Genomic DNA, 19257 nt, shown 5'->3' with positions numbered 1-19257 from the left:
AAACATGCCAGTACGTGTACTTAGTTTGTTTATTAAACAAACTAATATCTATAATATATATTCTTCATTTTTTCAAAAAATCCTTCTTTCAAGACAAAGATTATTTTGCAAAAAATAATGGCAGATTGTCAGTTCAACTTGCACGATGAATGTTTTTGTTTATAATATAACTATAAATTAAATAGAATTTAGATGTAATATGAGGTGATACAAATGGAAAAAGAAGTTTTGAACTTTGAAGAAGCAGCTGAGTTTTTGAAAATTTCTACTAAAACACTCAATCAAATTCTAAAAGATGAAGATATACCAGCAAGAAAGATAGGCAGAGAGTGGCGTTTTTCTAAACATGCTTTACTTGACTGGCTTGGAAGAGGATCATCAAAAGATTATTTTAAGAACCAGACCATATCTCGTTTTGAAGAGACAAGAAAAGGAAAGACTGAAAACCTCATTTCTCATGCAAAAGAGATTCTTGACACAATCTCTCGCGAAAGGTCTATTACCATTGAAAATCGAAGGTTCGATTTCCCAGAAAATGTTGAAATGGAGGTCAAGATTAAAAGAAGAATGGACACCATAAAGTTTGAGCTCGAATTTGAATGGCAAACTGATGAGAAAGGAGAGAATGAAAGTGAAGAATGGAAAGAACAATCTTGAGGAAAAGAAAATTCTTGGTATACCGTGGAATGCTTTTATATTCGGTTTTGTAAGTTTTCTCAATGACTTCTCAAGTGAACTGACAATAAGGGCTCTCCCTCTCTTTTTGAAAAACGTTTTAAATGCAAAAACCTCTGTAATAGGTCTTATTGAAGGTGTGGCAGATTCAACCGCAACAATCCTAAAAATCTTTTCAGGGTATCTTTCTGACAAGCTAAATCAACGAAAGTGGCTTGTAACCATAGGTTACGGCCTTTCTGCACTTTCAAAACCACTTTTATATTATGCCAATAACTGGGTATTCGTATTGATTATAAGGTTTTTGGACAGAGTTGGAAAAGGTATTAGGACTTCTCCTCGTGATGCCTTGATTGCGAACACAACAAAAAAAGAAGAACTTGGAAAGGCATTTGGATTTAACAGAGCAATGGATCCGGCAGGGGCAATTTTAGCTTTGATTGTGGGCAGTTTTATAATATACTTTACCTCTAAAAACGCCTTAAAGCTAACGCAACACTTGTTTCAGATTCTTGTTTTAGTGTCAATTTTTCCAGTCTTTGTTGCGCTTTTTTTAATAATTGCATTTGCAGTAGATACTAAAAACCAAAACCCATCGGCAGCAAAGGTCAACCTATCATTGAAAGGATTTGATAAAAAGTTTAAACTATATCTTTTGACTATTTCAATCTTTACCCTTGGAAATTCTTCAGATGCTTTTTTAATCCTGCAGGCTCAAAACAGAGGATTGACAGTTTTAGAGATATTTTTGATGCTGGCCGCCTTCAATTTGATAACAACTCTTAGCGCTTACCCTGCTGGAATTTTGTCAGATCGAATAAAACGCCAATATTTGATTGTGATGGGCTGGATTGTATATGCCTTGATATACTTAGGCTTTGGACTTGCAACAAAGACATATCAAATAGTTGCTCTGTACATTTTGTACGGTCTTTACTATGGACTTACAGAGGGCGTTGAAAAGGCACTTGTTGCAGATTTAGTTCCCCCTGAAAAAAGAGGTACAGCTTACGGTCTTTACAACGGCGCTGTCGGAATTTTCGCATTTCCAGCAAGTTTGGTTGCAGGATTTTTGTGGCAATATATAAGTCCTTCTGCACCTTTCATCTTCGGCGCCATCCTTGCTATTTTTGCCTCAGTGATGCTACTGAAGGTAGTGAACATGAAGCAAGAATAATTTTAAGTTCAAAAAAATGAGAGGGGCTATTTCTTACGCGCCCCTCTTTTTATTCGCTTACTTTTTCACCTTTTAGTTTTGCACCTTCTTTGTATTCAGAAGGGCTGTAGCCAGTGTAGCGTTTAAAAAGTCTTGAAAAGTAGTGTGGGTCTGGAATACCAACCTTATCTGCAACCTCGTATGTTTTAATGTCGGTTGTGAGCAAAAGCTGCTTTGCCTTTTCTATTCTATACTCATTTATAAAGTCGGAAAGGTTTTTTCCTGTCTCTTTCTTGAACAGTCTGCTCAAATATGAAGGACTTACAAAAAATTTCTCTGAAATATCGCTGAGGGAAATCTCGCTTGAGTGGTAGTTTTCTTTTATGTAATCTATCACCTTTTTTATTAAACTGCCCATTTTGTTTAGGTTGTGTTTTTGGACTTCTTCAATTGTACGCTGGATAGATATTCGCAAGATGTTGCTGAGTTCTGACAAACTTTTGCATTTTATAATCTCATTAAAATAATCAAAATTTTCAAACATCTCTGGATTATCAGGTTTATTTATGGCCGAAGAAAGCTGAGCTTTTATCATATTTATTTCAATGAGCAGAAGATAGTAAAAATTGAAGATATACTGTTTATCTGCTTTTGACTTTTTCAAGGTCTCTTCGAGCTCAAGCAAGATATTATTTATGTTTGAATAATTTCCATATCTGACACTCAACAAAATTTCATTTTTCAGATTTTTCAACTTTCTATCATCCACATACATGAAAAAGTGAGAAAGGTCCTTGTAATATATGATATCTTCTTCATCAAAATAAAATCTGTAATTTATTGCATCTATGCATTCTTTATATTTGTCTGGAAGCTGCACTAATCCCCTGCCCCACGTACTTACTGCAAATGTCAAATCAATATTAAAACATTCCATTGCTGCTTTTTTTAGCTGGCTCAAAAGTTCAAAGAATTTCTTCTCTTCTTCTTTATCAAGTTCCTTCTTTGAGTTTACAATATACACTGCTTGAGAGTTATTTAAATAAATAGTATAGATGGTAAAATTATTGCTCAAAAAATCATTTAGCATATTTGAGATTCCCAAAAGGTACAAATGAGTATTCTGTCTTCCTCTTTCTTCTTTTGTACTGCACTCAGCTAAAATCATTAAAAATATATCAATTTCAATCTCATAAAGAGATGCCATCTGAAGAATCTCGTCCTCATTTGAAATCATCTCAAACATGACATTGAACAAAAAATTTTCTCTCAAGATTGGTAATTTTTCTTTCAAAATGTTATTTATCTTTTCTACCTCTTCTAATATTGTTTTTTCTTTTTTAATCTCGTCTATAGCTTTTTGCACAACATTTATTATATCTTCTACCTTGGTTGGTTTTAGAAGAAAATCAAAAGCACCACATTTTATAGCTCTCTGTGCATATTCAAACTCTCTGTAAGCTGTTAAAATTACAATCTTGCAATGTGGTATAATCTTTTTAATTCTTTCTATGAGTTCAATACCATCCATATTGGGCATTTTAATGTCTGTAATGACAATGTCAGGTTTTACTTTCTCGATCACCTTTAGAGCATCATCCCCGCTTGAAGCTTCACCGCTAATTTCACAATCTAAATCTTTCCATCTTATTACATTTCTAATTCCTTTTCGAATAAGCATGTCATCGTCAACTATTACAATTTTATACATTTACCTCTTCCCCTTCGCCAGAAAATTCTTGCAAACTTTCTTCTACCGCTTTTGAAAGCGCATCTAATAGAATTTCAATTTTTATAGTAGTACCCCTCTGTGGCAAGCTTTCAATTGAAAAGTTTGCATCCCTGCCATAAATGAGCTTTAGTCTCTTTACCACATTGACAAGCCCTATTCTTGTATATGACCTTTCATACTGATCAAGCAAAACCTCACTGTTATCTTCTAAATTTTGGCGTATCCCCTTTAATTTTTCAGGTTGAATTCCTATACCATCGTCTTTTACAATTATGGCGAGCTTATCGTTCCAAATATAACAACCCACAAATATTCTGCCAAAACCTTTTGGACGTATACCATGAAAAATGGAATTTTCTACAAGGGGCTGTATAAGAAGTTTGGGAATTCTAAGTTTTAAAGCTTTTCTGTCTACATCCACTTCAAGTTTCAAATTCTCTTCACCAAAATTTATCTTTAAAATAGATACATATGAAGATATGTATTTTATCTCTTCCTCTAAGGTTAAAAACTTCTCTTCTTTAAGATTCACCTCTAAAAGCTTTGAAAGTGCAATGACAACATCGCTTATTTGAGATACGCCGTTTAGCTGTGCAAGCCAGTTAATCGATTCTAAAATATTAAACAAAAAGTGTGGATTTAGCTGGGTTTGCAAAACTTTTAGTTCTGCTTCTTTTCGTGTTATCTGTTCCTTGTAAATCGAATTTATCAGATGATTTATTTTTACCACCATACTGTTAAAGTTATCAATTAGAATACCAAGTTCATCCTTTCTGTCAAGATTTTCTATCGTCTTGTATTCGCCTTTTCTTATTCTCTTTGTTGCTTCTACAATAGCATTAATTGGTTTTAAAAAGTCCATTGAAAGCATTATTGACATTGCTGATGTTATAACAAACGACAAAAAACACAAAACTATAAGCCACATCCTGAGTTTGTCTATATCCCTAAATAATATTTTAACTGGAATAGACGTAACTATGTACCATTCTACTTGTTTTATTGGCAGAATATTTACAATATATTCATTCGAAGTGTATGTAACAATTCCATTTTTATTTCTTATTTGAGACATAAATTTGAGGACTTTTTCTTTATTTATTTCACCTTTTGTTGAAATAAATATGCCATTTCCCACCACTGAAATTGCCTGACTTTTTTCTGCAACAAGTTCAGAAAATGTCTTGTCAAATAGCTCTGTGTTTATCATGACAGCTAAAATTCCTTCAAACTTTAATGTTTTAGGATTGTTTATACATCTTGTTATTAAAACTGCCGCTTTGTTTTCTTTGTCTTTTTTCAGTAATGTTACATACCAAATAGGTTTCCCATTTCCCATTTCAGCTATTTTATATACTTTTTCTAACGAAATTTGAGAAGGTATTATTTCATCAAGTCCTATTTCTTTTGAAGTGTTATCAACTATACACAGCTTTTTTTCTTTTGTAAATACTCCTATCGACTGTACATCTAAATGTCCTAAGATTATCTTTCGAAACTTGTTTGTAAGTGAAGTGACATCATCATAGTAATCCATATTTTTCATTGATTTGTCCAAAACATTGTATAATTCTGTTTGATACAAAATATCCTGAGTTATGCTATTTAACTCGTTTATCTTGTCAACAATGCGAAGCCTTGCTGTCTTTATAACATCAGAAGTGTATCCTACATATTTTTTGAAAATCAAATCTGACGAAATTCTAAAACTCAAAACCCCAATAAGAATTATCGGGATAAATATTTGAATATATGATACTACCAAGAACTTCTTGTATATGGAAATTTTTCTGTAATATTTTATTAAATTTCTAAAAATAAGTTTTATTTTTAACATTTTCATTCACCTAATTTCTCCATATTCTCTTTCCACGCCTTGACTGCTCTTGCCCAAAATAACTTTGAAGAAATGGTTCCTTGTAGATAATAAGGAATATTTTTTGTTATTACCTCTTCCCAAACCATTCTATCAACAAAATGGTCAGGCGGTGCAACAAGCACATCAGCTTCTTTTATAAGCCCTTCCACCTTTGAACGCAGAGAATTTTTGACATTTGGCGGATTCTTTATCTTTACATTTGAAATTAATCCCGTTCTTTCCACAAATATTCTTGCAATCTTTTCAGAAGACAAAAATTTTAAAAGTTTTATTGCACTGTTTCTTTTTTCTATGTCTTGCCATGCTTGACTGCTGACATAAAACGTTCCTGCACCAAGACCGTAAATTAAATGTTTTTTGCCTTTCTCATTAGCCTGAGGAAAAATGTATATGTCAACTGTTTTTGGATCACACTTTGGTATGAACCATGAACCCTGAACTATCATTGCAGCTTTTTTTGTCAAAAACAAATCATTTCGCTGTTTACTTGTAAGTGAATAGTAGTTTGCTGGAAATGCACCTGCCTTGTATAGAACTTTTAAATAGTCAAGAGCTTTTATGTAAGGTAAGGAAAATTCACCGTTTTTGATAGGGTTTTCAACTTCATACTTTGTCCCTATAGAAACAATAATGTTTTGGTATATATATGTTCCTTCTGGCTGCGCATTGAAAGCAATGGGAATTATTCCTTTGCTCTTTAGTATTTTTGAGACACTTATCAAATCATCTAACGTTTGAGGAACTTTTAAATTGTATTTTTCAAATATATCCTTGTTAACAAATAGGCACTCAACTATTGTTTCAAGCGGAACGCCATAAATTTTACCATTGAAAGTCACATATTTCCACATGTTAGAATAAAAACTCTGATACCACTTTACATCTTTTTTTAATATATTTGTTAATTCAGCTATTTGTTTTCTTTTAATTAGTAAATCTCTAACAGAACCTGGAAAAAGACCAAAAACATCAGGAGGGTTTCCAGATGCAAAATCTGTCTGAAGTTTTATCAAAAAATCATCACCAAACAGAGATTCGTTTACAATAGTTACACCAGGATTCTCTTCCTGAAACTTTTGAAGTACAAACGAGAGTGTTTCAGCATAAGGGTCACTCCCACCCCATGGACTTAAAAATCTTATTTTCGTATTAACTTCTAACTCTTCATTTTCAATAGTTACACTTTCTTCTATTGTCTTTTGCGTATTCAAAATGAGTACAATTATTAGCACCAGAGTAGTTACAAGTGGTACTAAAAAACTTATTGATAATAAACGCCTTTTATTGAATGAGTCATTCATAAAAAATCACAACCCTAAAGATTTTAAATATAAACACTTTTATTTTTATTTTAGCTCACAATAATATAAAATTACAATCCATTTTTTCTTAATATTAGAAGCAAACGGGATATCGGTACTCTAACTTCGCACCGATATCCCGTTTGTAAATTTTCTGAATTTATTTTTTATTTCTTTCTTCCTGTCTTCTTCAGAAATTCATCATACTGCTTCTGTGCCTCTTTTATAATAATGTCAACACCTGCTTTCTTGAACTTGTCAATTGCCTGTGGAATGTATTTATCAGGGTCTACACTCCCTGTCTCAAGCATTGGAATATACTGCTTCCATACGCTCTTGCATGCTGCAACCTGTGTTTTTACTTTTGAGTCATCAAAGTTGAATCCAAGGCTAAGAAGAGGCAGTGCCTTCTTGTTATACTCTTCAAAGTTTTTCCATTTGTTAGGATCTTCATTTTCATAAATATAGTTTATAAATTGATTTCCAAACATCCAGCCAAGACCTGGGCTATAGTCTTTTGCCTTTGGTCCTGGAGCTATGATTCCTCTTGCTTTATCTTTAAATACATAGTGCTGACCTTCAATACCAAAGTTTACAAGGTTGTTAAGATACTTGTCTGTGTTGAAAAGCTCTAAGAACATTAAAGCTCTTTCTGGATTCTTTGACTTTGCGTTGATTGCCTGCATAGAACCTATACATTCTCTTGTTGACATAACAGGTGGTGTTATATCTATCTGTTTCCATTCATAACCTGTTGAAATAGACATCTCAGCATCTTTTCCTGGCTTGAGCGACTGGGGCATTACAAACACTTTACCAGCTTTTAAATCAGACATCCAGTCTGTAACACTTGCTGCATCTTTTCTGATATAACCTGCCAAGTAATATTTTCTTACTGTCTTAAAGAGAGCTTTTGTATTTGGCTGTTCAAGTTCATTAACAATCTTTGTGCTCTTATTATTCGGATAAAGTGATACAGGAACATCATCGTCTACAACCTTGTCCCAGTCTAAAAGGAATCTTGGCGACTCACCAGCATATGCTCCAAGTGGATATACACCTGGCTCTTTTTGTTTGATTACCTTAAGATATGGCTCTAAATCTTCTAATTTCTTAACCTTTTTAAACATGTCTTCTAATTTATACTTCTTTACCAAGTCCATTCTAACAATGAATCCCCAGTTATGAGCCTTCTCCTTGTTTGCTGGAATTGCATACAGAATTCCGTTAATGGATGCACCTTTTATGAAATCATCGCCAAGAAGCTTCTTTGTCTTTGGTGCATACTTAGAAAGAAGGTCGTTTCCGGGCTTATTGAGCGGCAAAAATGCACCTTTTGCAACGTTAGTTCTGTAGTTGTTTGTCCAGATTGCTGTAAAACAGATATCAAATGGCTCACTTGCTGCAATCTTTGTCTGGAGCTTATCATTATATTCGCCCCAGTCAAACATTGTCATTTTGATTTCAGCATTAAGCTTTGGTTTGATGTACTCATTTACTTTTTGATTGATTAAATCCCAGTCTTTTTGAGGTGTTCCAATGACATACCATGTAAGCTTAACATAAGGAAGTTTTGAAGAAGATGCACCAAATCCCGTCACTACACCAATTACACTTGTGAGTACAAAAGTCACAACAAGCATGACTACGAAAAACTTTTTGAGATTCACATAAATCAACCTCCCAATTTTAATTTTTTTGTATATAAGCCTCAGCATGCTGCTTTTTTTATAGCAGCTCTGAAGCTTATAGCCGCATTAATACAACCACACATCAGCCCTTAATGGCACCTATGGTAAGACCTTTTACAAAATAGCGCTGGAAGAAAGGATACGCTAAAACTATTGGCCCCATTCCAAGTACTGCCATTGCCATTCGCGCAGACTCTGTTGGTAGGTCGGTAGGAACAATACCCGATGCTCCAAGCTTTCCTGCAATTTCTGCTAAATACTGAATCTTTTGTTGAACTCTATACATCATATATTGAAGATTATAAAGTTTTTCAGTATCTATCAACATGAATGGTAGCCACCAGTCATTCCAATATGTGATAGCTGAAAATAATGCTATTGTCGCAAGTCCAGGTTTTACAAGCGGTATAACAATCCTAAAAAATGTTGTAAATTCCCCTGCTCCATCAATCTTTGCAGATTCTATAATAGAATCAGGTAAAGACATCGAAAGATATGTTCTAAAAATTAAAACATACCACATATTCATTACATACGGTAAAATTAATGCATAAATAGTATTTTTTAAGTGAAGAATATTTACACACACTATATACCATGGAACAAGACCTGCATTGATTAACATTGTGAAAAAACCAAAGAATGTGAAGAATTTTCTGTATTTAAAATCTTTTCTGAATAGAATATAAGCGTACATTGAAACTACCAACACACATAGCACTGTTCCAACAATAGTAACCAAAATAGTAATACCATACGCATGCCAAATTGCTCTTCCCTGAGATAAAACAAAATCATATGATTTTGTACTAAAACCAACCGGCCAAAATCTATATCCAATTTGTCTAATTTTGTTATCATTACTAAGCGAAATTGATATAACAGACCACAGCGGAATTAAACATGCAAGAGTTACAATTCCAAAGAAGATGTGTAAAATGGCTTCTGATAATGCAGAAATCTGTAAAAATCTGCTTTTTGAATGCATACTATATCATCCCCTTTCTTTGCTGTTTGTCTATAAAAGTTCTTAAAACAACGCTTTTTCTGGGTCAAGTCTTCGAACAATAAGATTTGATGTAAGAACCAAAATAAACCCCATTATCGACTGATAAAAGCTTGCAGCAGACGCCATTCCTATATCGTTCATACCCATAAGAGTTCTATAAACATAAGTGTCAATAACATTTGTAACATCATAAAGTGCACCACTGTTCATAGGAAGCTGATAAAAAAGTCCAAAGTCTGCATAAAATATTCTACCTATACCCAAAAGAACAAGAACAACAACAAGCGGTGACAAAAGCGGAATTGTAATATGTTTTATCTGCTGCCATTTTGATGCACCATCAATCAAAGCTGCTTCATAATACTCAGGATCAATTCCTGTAATTGCTGCTAAATATATGACTGCATTGTAACCAGTATATTTCCACAAATTTGCAAGTATTAATATCACCGGCCACGGTTTTGTTTCAAAATACCATGCAATTGGTTGTAAACCCAACTTTGGAAGAACCATTGTATTTAAAATCCCTAAGTCTATACTCAAAAATGCAAATGCCATATACGCAACAACAACCCAAGACAAAAAATATGGTAAAAACATTACTGACTGGTAAAATTTTGCCATAAATCTTGATCTCATTTCGCTCAACGCAACAGCAGTTGCAATTGCAGCCAAGTTCCCAAAGACTATAAAAGCAAAGTTGTAAAGAAGTGTATTTCTTGTTATAATAAACGCATCAGGTGTTTTAAAAAGAAATTCAAAATTCTTTAAACCCACCCACGGACTTTTAAGAATTCCTACATCATAGTGCACATCTTTAAATGCTATGATAAGCCCAAACAGAGGTAAGTAAGAAAATGCTATTAAAAGAACAACCCCCGGCAGTGCCATCAAGAATAGAGGAAAGTTTTTATTCAATTCTCTCAAAAAACCGCTTCGATATGTGCGCTGATTGTTTGCCATTTCTGATGCCGTCTCCTTTCTCAAGTTGTTTATTGAAACTTTTGAATTGTTCTTTGAACTTTTCAATTATAGTTTACAACCTATATTTTTCAAAATGAATTGAAAAAATTGCAGTTTTTTTGTGAAATGTTGATATTAAAATGTGCAATATTTTGTCATATTGAAGGGTCAAAATAATATAAAAAAGCTGCCAGCATTTAGCCAGCAGCATTTGTTAAAACTTTTTCAAATTCATGTATCATAGCTTGCCTGCTAAGTTCAAGAGATTATAGAGAATTGTTGCCACCTCCCCTCTTGAAACGCTCTTATTTGGTTCAAATGTTCCGTCTGAATACAGGTCAACAATACCGAGCTTAATTGCTAACTTCACGCTTTCTCTGTATTGAGGATTTATAAGTTTTTCATCAGCAATTGGAACATCGTCTGTATTAACTTCTATCTTACCAGTCAATCTTTTATACACTTCAATTGCCAAAGCTACTGCTTCTTCTCTTTTTAAAATATTTTCAGGAAAGAATTTATTCTCTTTTATTTCAAACAATTTGTTTTTATACGCCGTATAAACTACATCTGAATACCAGTTGCCGCTTTTCACATCAGAAAATCTACCATCGTATTTTTCAATTTTCAGGTTCAGTGCCCTGACACAAAGTGCAGCAAATTCAGCCCTTGTAATGTTTTTATCTGGCAAGTACTTAAATACTGAAATTCCTTTTATGATTCCTTTAGAATAAAGCTTGTCTATAACATCATAAAGGCTATTTTCAAAATTGATATCCTCAAAAAGGATATTGGTAAATCTAACATTATCTATATACATTTTCCCCTTAAAATCGCTATTGCCATCTGCTATGACTACTATTATATCTCTCAAGAGTGTGTCTGGACTCAGTACTTTATTATCTTGTATCTTGTCTAAGTCAAAAAATACATTGAACTTATAAATTCTGTCTTCTATCTTTTTTGCACTTGACAGTTTTGCAAGGTCAATATTAAAACTGTCTTGTACCTGAGCCCAGTAACCTAAGGAAGGTGGTGAAAAAGCTAAAAATATCTGAATCATACCTTTTGAAGCCCTATCTGGTTTCAAATAAAAATCAAAAGCCAAATATTTATTATTTCCCCTTTCTACATTTATGTCTTTAAGTATAAGCCTTGCAGCTGTTGCCCAGCCATCTTGTGGTTTTTTCTCTGGATACTCAACATTAAAAGATAGCGCTTTTGAACCATTCGCACTTTCGATAGTAATAGGACCTTTCACACCAGATGGTCCATCCCAATCCCAGCCCTGACGAGTGTCATCTTCAAACGTGGATGGTAAGACTTTTTCGCCTAAAGGTGCATTTTCTCCTTCTTTTATTTTGTTATCTCTCTTAATTGGCTGATAAGCAATTCCTTTTATCCTTGCCCTCACATACTCTCCAGAAATACTAAGCTCTTCTATGTCCCACACCTTATCATCACCAGGGTCAAGTGGTGTGGCATCATGCATACCATTTATATATGGAACAAAAGCAGCTGATGTCTCATTTTTGTTTGACAGCGACCAGTTCACCCAGCTAATATAGTTTGAATTTAAATATTCAAGCCACTTATCTGCTTCATCAAGATACGGTCCACCATCACCGCTTGCCAAACTTGTTCCCCATTCACTCACGAAAATTGGCACGCCATTTTCAAACGCATTTTTCATGTTTTCAAAAACATATCCATCAACTTTGTGAGTTCCAGAGTAAAAATGAACTGAATACATAACATTCTTATCATTTATAGGGTCTTGAATTGCAAAGTCAGGTCTCTGACTCCAGTTTGGCGAACCTACAATTATAATGTTCTGATTCCCCAAACTTCTGAGCATTTTTATGATGGGCTGTGCATAAGCCTTTACTTTTTTCCAGCCATCCAAGCTATTTTCTACTCCCGGTTCATTTGGATTTGGTTCATTGCAAAGTTCATATATTATGTGATAGTCATTGGGAAAACTTGTAGCTATCTCTTTGAAAAAGTCTTTTGCCCCTTTATAAATTTCTGCGTTCGGGTCACCGGGATTTAATACATGCCAGTCAACAATTACATACATGTCATTCTCAATAGCAAGCTTAATCCCTTCTATAACTTTTTCTTTAATACTTGGGTTTGAAGCATATCCGCCTTCACCCACATACATCGCAAGCCTTATAACGTTGCACTCCCAATCTTTTGAAAGAGCTTTAAATGCATTTTTGTTTATAATATCACCATACCACTGAAGTCCATGTGTACTCATACCACGAAGCTGAATTATTTCTCCTTTCTGGTCAGCTAAATACTTTTTTCCGTCCTTTTCAATAATCTGCAGTCTGCCGGCAACCGATGGTTTTTTAACTACCTGATTGCCAAGAAGATGTGGATATTTTTCCTTTTCATACAGTATGCTCTGGGCAAATACAGGTAATATTTGTAAAATGGAAACAATCAAAATCACTACCATCATGAGTGCACAAAACTTTAAAATAATTTTCCTCATAATGCAAATCCCTCCTATGTAATCGTTATCATCTCGTTATAAGTTTAATATATTCCATGCTCAGAAAGTTTTAAATTAAAAAAATTTCATATCTGTTTGAAATTTTTGACCTGCTTTTTGTAGCATCTTGTTCTAAGATAAGGTAAAAATTTTGCAAAAAATAAGGCTCCTGCCCCACCAAAAATCTTTAACTATTTTAGGGACACGGAGCCGCGAAAATTTCTTTGTTATTTTACAACATCAACTTTGATGTGAAGTTCTCGAAGCTGTTTTGGTTCAACCTCAGAGGGTGCATCAGTCAACGGGCATGACGAATCTTTTACCTTCGGGAAGGCAATTGTATCTCTGATAGAATCTAAACCTAAAAGCAGCATGCAAAGCCTATCAAATCCATAAGCTATACCACCATGCGGTGGTGTACCATACTTGAAAGCTTCAAGCAAAAAGCCAAACCTGTCCTGTGCCCTTTCCTCTGTAAATCCAAGTGCTTTGAACATCCTCTTTTGAATCTCTGGTGAGTGAATTCTAATAGAACCACCGCCAATTTCTGTTCCGTTTAATACAATATCGTAAGCCTTTGATCTTACTTTCGCCGGATCTATCTCTAAAAATTCTAAATCTTCATCCATTGGCGATGTAAACGGATGGTGCTTTGCAACAAACCTACCCTCTTCTTCTGAATATTCAAAAAGTGGAAACTCAACCACCCATAAGAGATTAAATTTAGACTTGTCAAGAAGATTTAGCTTTCTTGCTATCTCAAGTCTCAAGTTCCCAAGAACATCAAAAACAATTTCATCCTTGTCAGCAGAAAATAGTAGCAAATCTCCAACCTCTGCTCCAAGTCTCTTTAGAATTTCATTTATCTCCTCTTCTTTTAAAAACTTGACAATAGGGGACTTCAGACCATCACTTTCAACTGCGATCCATGCAAGACCTTTTGCTTTAAAGTTTTTTGCAAACTCAACAAGCGCATCAATCTCACGCCTTGAAAATGTAGCTGCACAACCCTTTGCATTGATGGCTCTAACAGACCCACCCTTGTTTGCTGCATCAGAAAATACTTTAAATTCGCAGTTTTTCACAATGTCAGTAATATCAACAAGTTCCATTCCAAATCGTGTATCTGGTTTGTCTGAGCCAAACCTTTCCATTGCTTCCTTGTAGGTAAGCCTTGGAAGAGGAAGTTTCAAGTCTATCCCCAGCATCTCTCCAAAAATGGCCTTAAGCAGTTTTTCATTTATCTCAATAACATCGTCAACATCAACAAACGACATCTCAATGTCAATCTGAGTAAACTCAGGTTGTCTGTCTGCTCGCAAGTCTTCATCTCTAAAACATTTTACAATCTGAAAATATCTGTCAAACCCTGCAACCATCAAAAGCTGTTTAAAAAGCTGCGGTGACTGTGGGAGTGCAAAAAATTTTCCCGGAAATATTCTGCTTGGAACTAAGTAGTCTCTTGCACCTTCTGGAGTGGATTTTGTGAGCATGGGTGTTTCTATCTCTATAAACCCATTTTGAGAAAGAAAATTTCGCACAACCTGATAGAGCTTGTGTCTGAACATCAAATTCCTCTGCATATCAGGTCTTCTTAAATCCAAATACCTGTATTTTAGCCTTACTGCTTCATTTACATTTATTCCCTCTTCAATTGGAAAAGGGGGTGTTTCAGACTTGTTAAATATCCTCAGTTCTGTTGCTCTTACTTCTATCTCTCCTGTTTTTATTTTAGGGTTTACTGTCTCAGGTGGTCTTTTCTCCACAATACCCCTAACTCCGATACAGTATTCGGACCTTAATGAGTCGGCCTTGTCTAAAAGTTCTTCTCCCATCTTCTCATCAAATACAACCTGTACAATACCTGTTCTGTCCCTCAAATCAACAAATATTATCCCGCCAAGATCGCGTCTTGTATCAACCCAACCTGTTAATACAACCTCTTTTCCAACATCCTCAAGTGATACTTCTGCACAGTATTTTGTTCGTTTAAACCCTTTAATACCTTCCACACCCATCACCTTCTTTGAAAATTTTTAAAGTTATAAAAATGTCCTTGTTATTTTTGAAGTTTTTCTTTTAAATACTCGCAAATATTTTCTATTTCTACTATTTCCTCTGAAGATGTCTTCATATTTCTAACTTTGCAAACACCCTTTTCAATCTCATCATCGCCAATAATTATAGAAAACTCGCAGCCAATCTTATCAGCATATTTCATCTGAGATTTTAAGCTTCTTCCCATCTCTTCAACTACGGTTGAAATTCCTTCAAATCTAAGCATCCTTGCAATCTCAAAAGCTTTTTTGATACCATTTTCCCCTATTGTTGCCACAAACACTCTCGGCACCTGCGATCTTGCAGGAAGAAGACCATTTTGCTCAAGCAGCATCAAAAGTCTTTCAACACCAATTGCAAAACCAATTCCAGCAATAGATGGTCCACCTATCTGCTCTATTAAATTGTCGTACCTTCCACCGCCGCAAATTGCAAGCTCTTTATCAGAGACAGTGGCAACAATCTCAAAAACTGTTTTTGTGTAGTAGTCCAAGCCGCGAACAATAAATGGGTCAACCTTGTATGAAACCATAGCTGAATCTAAGTAAGTTTTCACACTTTCAAAATGGCTTTTACAATCATCACAAAGATAATCTATTGGTTTTGGTGCGTCTTTTGTAATCAGCTTGCAACCCTCTTCTTTACAATCCAAAATTCTCATAGGATTTTTGTCAAGCCTTTGGTGGCATGTATGACAGAGCTTTTGAGAATTTGCCGAAAAATACTCTTTTAAATTTTTCACATATTCTTTTCTGCATACAGGACATCCGATGCTGTTGATATTCACAGTAATATTGTCAAGCCCAAGGCTTGTAAAAAAATTGTAAGCAAGTGAAATTACCTCTGCATCTGTTACAGGCGAAGAAGAACCAAAATTCTCAATTCCAAACTGGTGAAACTCTCTAAACCTTCCGCCTTGAGTATTTTCATACCTGAAAGCTGAAATAATGTAGTAAAATCTCTGTGGCATCGGACGTGACGCAAAACCATGCTCGATAAATAGTCTTGCTGTTGATGCTGTCCCTTCTGGCCTTAAAGTAATGCTCCTTCCACCCTTGTCCAAAAAGGTATACATCTCTTTTTGGACAATATCAGTAGTATCGCCCACTCCTCTTTGGAAAAGCTCTGTGTACTCAAATGTGGGAAATCTAACTTCCTGATATCCATAAAGCTTGCAAACCTCTCTGAATTTATTCTCAACATATTGCCACATATAACTTTCCTCTGGAAGCACATCCTTTGTTCCTTTTGGTGCTTGGATTTTCATTTCCTTCTCTCCTCAAAATAATTAAAAAGATTAGAATTTGCAATATTTAAATTATATATTAATTCAATTCGGGGTTTCAAGTGATGAGACCTAAAAAATAGTCAGAATGTAGTAATACTTAAACAAAGCTTGCTAACCAAATTCCCACACCAGTTGCAACTATTCCAAAAATGATAGAGACAAGTACATAAATAAAGGCTTTCATTTGTTTTTCTCTCTTTATATACCTTGATGTCTCAAGCATAAACGTAGAGTATGTAGTGAACCCGCCAAGAAGACCAATCATCAGAAAAAGTTTGTATTCACTCGAAAGATGCTTTGTTGACAAATATCCTATTAAAAAGCTCCCTATCACGTTTATAAACAATGTAGCAACAGGATGGTCTTTATCCATTACCTCTCTAAATATTTTCCCAACTATATATCTCAAGATTGCTCCAATTACTCCGCCAACTCCAACAATGAGATAGTTCATGCTGCCTCGTACTCCTCTTTTTGCTGTCTTTCTAAAATAACCCTTGCAAGTTCAAAGCCAAAAATTGACGCTAAAAGCCCAAGTACAATGGATAAAAGTGGATAGACAATGGCAGCTGTAAATTCTCCTTTCATTAAAAACCTCACAATTTCAAGTACAAATGTAGAAAAGGTTGTAAAGCTGCTTATAAAACCTGTTGTTATCATATGTCTTAAGGCGGTTGAAATCTTTATATGTTCTACGGTGATTTCCGCAACAAAACACAAAACAAAACTGCCAACAACGTTTATAAAAAGTGTTGAGAATGGAAAGCTGCCAATACTTAGCTGAGATATAAAAAATCTACAAATAGCACCAAAAAAAGCTCCAATAGCAATTGCAACAATGTTTTTCATACACCTTTGCCCCCTTGATTAAAATAAAAGAAGTTAGCAGAAAATTAGACCTATAAAATACAAAAACTCCTACAGATGTTGCTCTTTTGCAGCATCTGTAGGAGTCATCAGCCCTCATTGGCATTTGTACGGCGGACTCCATCGCCACTTTTAATATTATATCATCGAACACAGTGGATTTCAATATAGACTTTTTGTGACTCTTCCTACTTCTCATCCTCAGGTTCAATGTGAATTGTAATATGTGAATTTGGCAGAGCTGATTTTATATCATTTTCTATCTGGTCACAGAGATTGTGAGCATCTATTAATGTAGTTGAATTCTCCATTCTAATATGAACATCAATCTCGCGCCTGTCGCCGCTCTTTCTTGTTCTGAGCTTGTGAAAGCTTGTAACCTGGGAGTATTTTCTTATTATATTTTCAATTATCTCAATCTCACTTTGAGGAAGACTCTTGTCAACAAGGTCACAGAGAGCTTTTTTTGTTAAATCAACAGAAGCTTTTATTATCATCAAAGCAACAACAATGGCAATTATTGGGTCTATAATATACACATGTGTAAGTTTTATTGCAACAAGCCCTAAGAATACTCCAAACGAGGTAAATACATCTGTGAAAAGATGCATAGCATCAGCTTCCAAAGCCACAGAATCTGTTTTTTTAGCTACCTTAAAGAGTTTTGAGGATATAAAAAGGTTTACAACGGCTGAGATTAGCATAACCAAAAGCCCTGCTTCTATCTTCTCAACTTCTCCACCCTTCACAATCTTTTTTATTGCCTCATAAATAATCATAGCTGCTGCTAAAAATATTAATATTGCCTCAAATGCACCAGAGACATTTTCAAACTTGCCATGACCAAAAGGATGGTCATTGTCTGCTGGTTTTCTTGCCTGTCTGATGGAAAAATATGCAACCAAGCTTGCTAAAAGGTCAATGCCAGAGTGAATTGCTTCTGATATAACAGACACAGAACCCATTATGCTACCTGCAATAAGTTTGAATAAAACCAAGGCTGTATTAGAAAAAACTGATAAAAGTGCCGCACCCTGCTTTTCCATATACTTTAACAAAACTCCTTTCATTATAATAATCTTTTTTGCCAAAACTTTTAAAACAATAAAAAAATCCTGCCAAGACTCATGTTTTGTATAAAAAACATGGGTCCCGCAGGATTTTTTTATCCCTGCTGCCTGGTAAAATCCCAGGCCCGAAAAGAGCCTTTTACCTGCTCTTTTCTGACCACTTCAAAAATATTTAAATTTTCCATAACTATTTGAACTTTATTTTAACATCAAAGAGGTCTTTTGTAAAGACTTTATTGGCATCTGAAAAACTATTTATGGTTGTAAAAAGAAGCTTTTCACAAATGATTTCAACCATGTTAATAGGCAAATCAACAAATGGTGTCACGTTATATATGCATATATCTTTAAGAGGAAGAAAATCAACACAAATCTCGGAAAGAAAAAAGAACTTCTTCAAAAATTCAAAATCTTCTACCACTCCTTTTTCAGGATAGCACACTATTCCTCTTTTTAACTCATAAGCTGTCTTGTCTAATTCTCTGAACACAAACACTATATCTACATTTTCAAACAATTTCTCTTCTTCCCAGCAATTTATTATAACTGTTCCGAACTCTCCCAAAAGTTCATCAGCTATTTTCATCTCTTGAAATGAAGCAAATGAAGTATAAAGAATATCTGTATTTTCCGCAAGTTCATATAAAAGTCCATTTTTTTTAGCTTTTTCAAGTCCAATTATTCCTATTTTTCTATTTTTTAAACGTTGACCGTACTTTTTTAATATTTCTCTTACAATATAATATGCAATAAAACAATTAATGTGAACATTTTCCTCATATACCCAGTCAAAGTGTATTACTCTTCCTCCTCTTTGCTGGTCAATAAAATATTTTATTTTTTTATGTTTTTTTGAAATCTTTTCTATTTTCGGAAATATAAAAAATTCTAACCTCATCTCTATTCCATTAATTAGCCTTATATACTCTTCGAACTTGGGTTTTGAATCTGCAACTAAAAGTCTTCTTAAAAATAGAGGAAAAAATCTGGCATATTCTGGAAGAAAAATCCTGCTTTCACCTTCTAACACAAAAGTAACAGTATAAATTTTTATCAACCCAA

At 34.4% G+C, this 19257-nt stretch carries 15 protein-coding genes and 1 riboswitch; of the genes, 2 read left to right on the top strand and 13 right to left on the bottom strand.

Features of this window, described 5'->3' with window-relative positions; translation table 11 throughout:
- Positions 1 to 213: 213 nt before the first annotated feature.
- Together ATHE_RS02990 and ATHE_RS02985 are read left to right on the top strand one after the other, a co-directional pair.
- Complete coding sequence (locus ATHE_RS02990; RefSeq protein WP_015907181.1) at positions 214 to 657, top strand: helix-turn-helix domain-containing protein; 444 nt, start codon at positions 214 to 216, stop codon at positions 655 to 657.
- Positions 632 to 1852, top strand: coding sequence for an MFS transporter (locus ATHE_RS02985; protein ID WP_015907180.1), 1221 nt, complete (start codon positions 632 to 634; stop codon positions 1850 to 1852). The genes ATHE_RS02990 and ATHE_RS02985 overlap by 26 nt, the downstream gene beginning before the upstream one ends.
- Before the next feature lie 49 nt (positions 1853 to 1901).
- On the opposite strand, the gene ATHE_RS02980 is transcribed toward ATHE_RS02985, so the two are convergent.
- The 13 genes from ATHE_RS02980 to ATHE_RS02920 form a co-directional block, all read right to left on the bottom strand.
- Positions 1902 to 3542, bottom strand: coding sequence for a response regulator transcription factor (locus tag ATHE_RS02980; RefSeq protein WP_015907179.1), 1641 nt, complete (start codon positions 3540 to 3542; stop codon positions 1902 to 1904).
- Positions 3535 to 5406, bottom strand: a complete 1872-nt coding sequence (locus tag ATHE_RS02975; protein WP_015907178.1) for a sensor histidine kinase — start codon at positions 5404 to 5406, stop codon at positions 3535 to 3537. Before ATHE_RS02975 ends, ATHE_RS02980 begins: the two co-directional genes overlap by 8 nt.
- Positions 5403 to 6743 carry an ABC transporter substrate-binding protein gene (locus tag ATHE_RS02970; protein ID WP_015907177.1) on the bottom strand — a complete coding sequence of 447 codons (1341 nt, stop codon included), beginning with the start codon at positions 6741 to 6743 and terminating at the stop codon, positions 5403 to 5405. Before ATHE_RS02970 ends, ATHE_RS02975 begins: the two co-directional genes overlap by 4 nt.
- Before the next feature lie 167 nt (positions 6744 to 6910).
- Complete coding sequence (locus ATHE_RS02965) at positions 6911 to 8413, bottom strand: ABC transporter substrate-binding protein (protein WP_015907176.1); 1503 nt, start codon at positions 8411 to 8413, stop codon at positions 6911 to 6913.
- A gap of 103 nt (positions 8414 to 8516) precedes the next feature.
- Entirely contained in the window at positions 8517 to 9422 is a 906-nt protein-coding gene (locus ATHE_RS02960; protein ID WP_015907175.1) for a carbohydrate ABC transporter permease, read from the bottom strand.
- A 42-nt stretch (positions 9423 to 9464) separates the two neighbouring features.
- On the bottom strand, positions 9465 to 10406 hold the full coding sequence (locus ATHE_RS02955; RefSeq protein ID WP_015907174.1) for an ABC transporter permease: 942 nt from the start codon (positions 10404 to 10406) through the stop codon (positions 9465 to 9467).
- 238 nt (positions 10407 to 10644) lie between these two features.
- On the bottom strand, positions 10645 to 12912 hold the full coding sequence (locus tag ATHE_RS02950; RefSeq protein ID WP_015907173.1) for a cellulase family glycosylhydrolase: 2268 nt from the start codon (positions 12910 to 12912) through the stop codon (positions 10645 to 10647).
- 227 nt (positions 12913 to 13139) lie between these two features.
- Positions 13140 to 14930 (bottom strand): aspartate--tRNA ligase, encoded by a 1791-nt coding sequence (gene aspS / locus ATHE_RS02945; protein WP_041727064.1) that lies wholly within the window; start codon positions 14928 to 14930, stop codon positions 13140 to 13142.
- 41 nt (positions 14931 to 14971) lie between these two features.
- Entirely contained in the window at positions 14972 to 16237 is a 1266-nt protein-coding gene (gene hisS / locus ATHE_RS02940; protein ID WP_015907171.1) for a histidine--tRNA ligase, read from the bottom strand.
- A gap of 118 nt (positions 16238 to 16355) precedes the next feature.
- On the bottom strand, positions 16356 to 16712 hold the full coding sequence (crcB, locus tag ATHE_RS02935) for a fluoride efflux transporter CrcB (protein ID WP_015907170.1): 357 nt from the start codon (positions 16710 to 16712) through the stop codon (positions 16356 to 16358).
- On the bottom strand, positions 16709 to 17107 hold the full coding sequence (gene crcB, locus ATHE_RS02930) for a fluoride efflux transporter CrcB (RefSeq protein ID WP_015907169.1): 399 nt from the start codon (positions 17105 to 17107) through the stop codon (positions 16709 to 16711). The genes crcB (ATHE_RS02935) and crcB (ATHE_RS02930) overlap by 4 nt, the downstream gene beginning before the upstream one ends.
- Positions 17108 to 17198: 91 nt before the next feature.
- Positions 17199 to 17262, bottom strand: a riboswitch (Fluoride riboswitch).
- 51 nt (positions 17263 to 17313) lie between these two features.
- Positions 17314 to 18171, bottom strand: a complete 858-nt coding sequence (locus tag ATHE_RS02925; RefSeq protein ID WP_015907168.1) for a cation diffusion facilitator family transporter — start codon at positions 18169 to 18171, stop codon at positions 17314 to 17316.
- Positions 18172 to 18382: 211 nt separating this feature from the next.
- Positions 18383 to 19252 (bottom strand): hypothetical protein, encoded by an 870-nt coding sequence (locus ATHE_RS02920; protein WP_015907167.1) that lies wholly within the window; start codon positions 19250 to 19252, stop codon positions 18383 to 18385.
- Positions 19253 to 19257: the final 5 nt, after the last annotated feature.

The organism is Caldicellulosiruptor bescii DSM 6725 (assembly GCF_000022325.1).
Taxonomy (GTDB): domain Bacteria; phylum Bacillota; class Thermoanaerobacteria; order Caldicellulosiruptorales; family Caldicellulosiruptoraceae; genus Caldicellulosiruptor; species Caldicellulosiruptor bescii.
This window is presented reverse-complemented; position numbering and strand designations above follow the sequence as displayed.

Coding starts and splice junctions, on each gene's coding strand:
- ATHE_RS02990 (WP_015907181.1), top strand. CDS start 214: ATGGAAAAAGAAGTTTTGAACTTTGAAGAAGCAGCTGAGTTTTTGAAA.
- ATHE_RS02980 (WP_015907179.1), bottom strand. CDS start 3,542: ATGTATAAAATTGTAATAGTTGACGATGACATGCTTATTCGAAAAGGA.
- ATHE_RS02975 (WP_015907178.1), bottom strand. CDS start 5,406: ATGAAAATGTTAAAAATAAAACTTATTTTTAGAAATTTAATAAAATAT.
- ATHE_RS02970 (WP_015907177.1), bottom strand. CDS start 6,743: ATGAATGACTCATTCAATAAAAGGCGTTTATTATCAATAAGTTTTTTA.
- ATHE_RS02960 (WP_015907175.1), bottom strand. CDS start 9,422: ATGCATTCAAAAAGCAGATTTTTACAGATTTCTGCATTATCAGAAGCC.
- ATHE_RS02955 (WP_015907174.1), bottom strand. CDS start 10,406: ATGGCAAACAATCAGCGCACATATCGAAGCGGTTTTTTGAGAGAATTG.
- ATHE_RS02950 (WP_015907173.1), bottom strand. CDS start 12,912: ATGAGGAAAATTATTTTAAAGTTTTGTGCACTCATGATGGTAGTGATT.
- aspS (WP_041727064.1), bottom strand. CDS start 14,930: ATGGGTGTGGAAGGTATTAAAGGGTTTAAACGAACAAAATACTGTGCA.
- hisS (WP_015907171.1), bottom strand. CDS start 16,237: ATGAAAATCCAAGCACCAAAAGGAACAAAGGATGTGCTTCCAGAGGAA.
- crcB (WP_015907170.1), bottom strand. CDS start 16,712: ATGAACTATCTCATTGTTGGAGTTGGCGGAGTAATTGGAGCAATCTTG.
- crcB (WP_015907169.1), bottom strand. CDS start 17,107: ATGAAAAACATTGTTGCAATTGCTATTGGAGCTTTTTTTGGTGCTATT.
- ATHE_RS02925 (WP_015907168.1), bottom strand. CDS start 18,171: ATGGAAAAGCAGGGTGCGGCACTTTTATCAGTTTTTTCTAATACAGCC.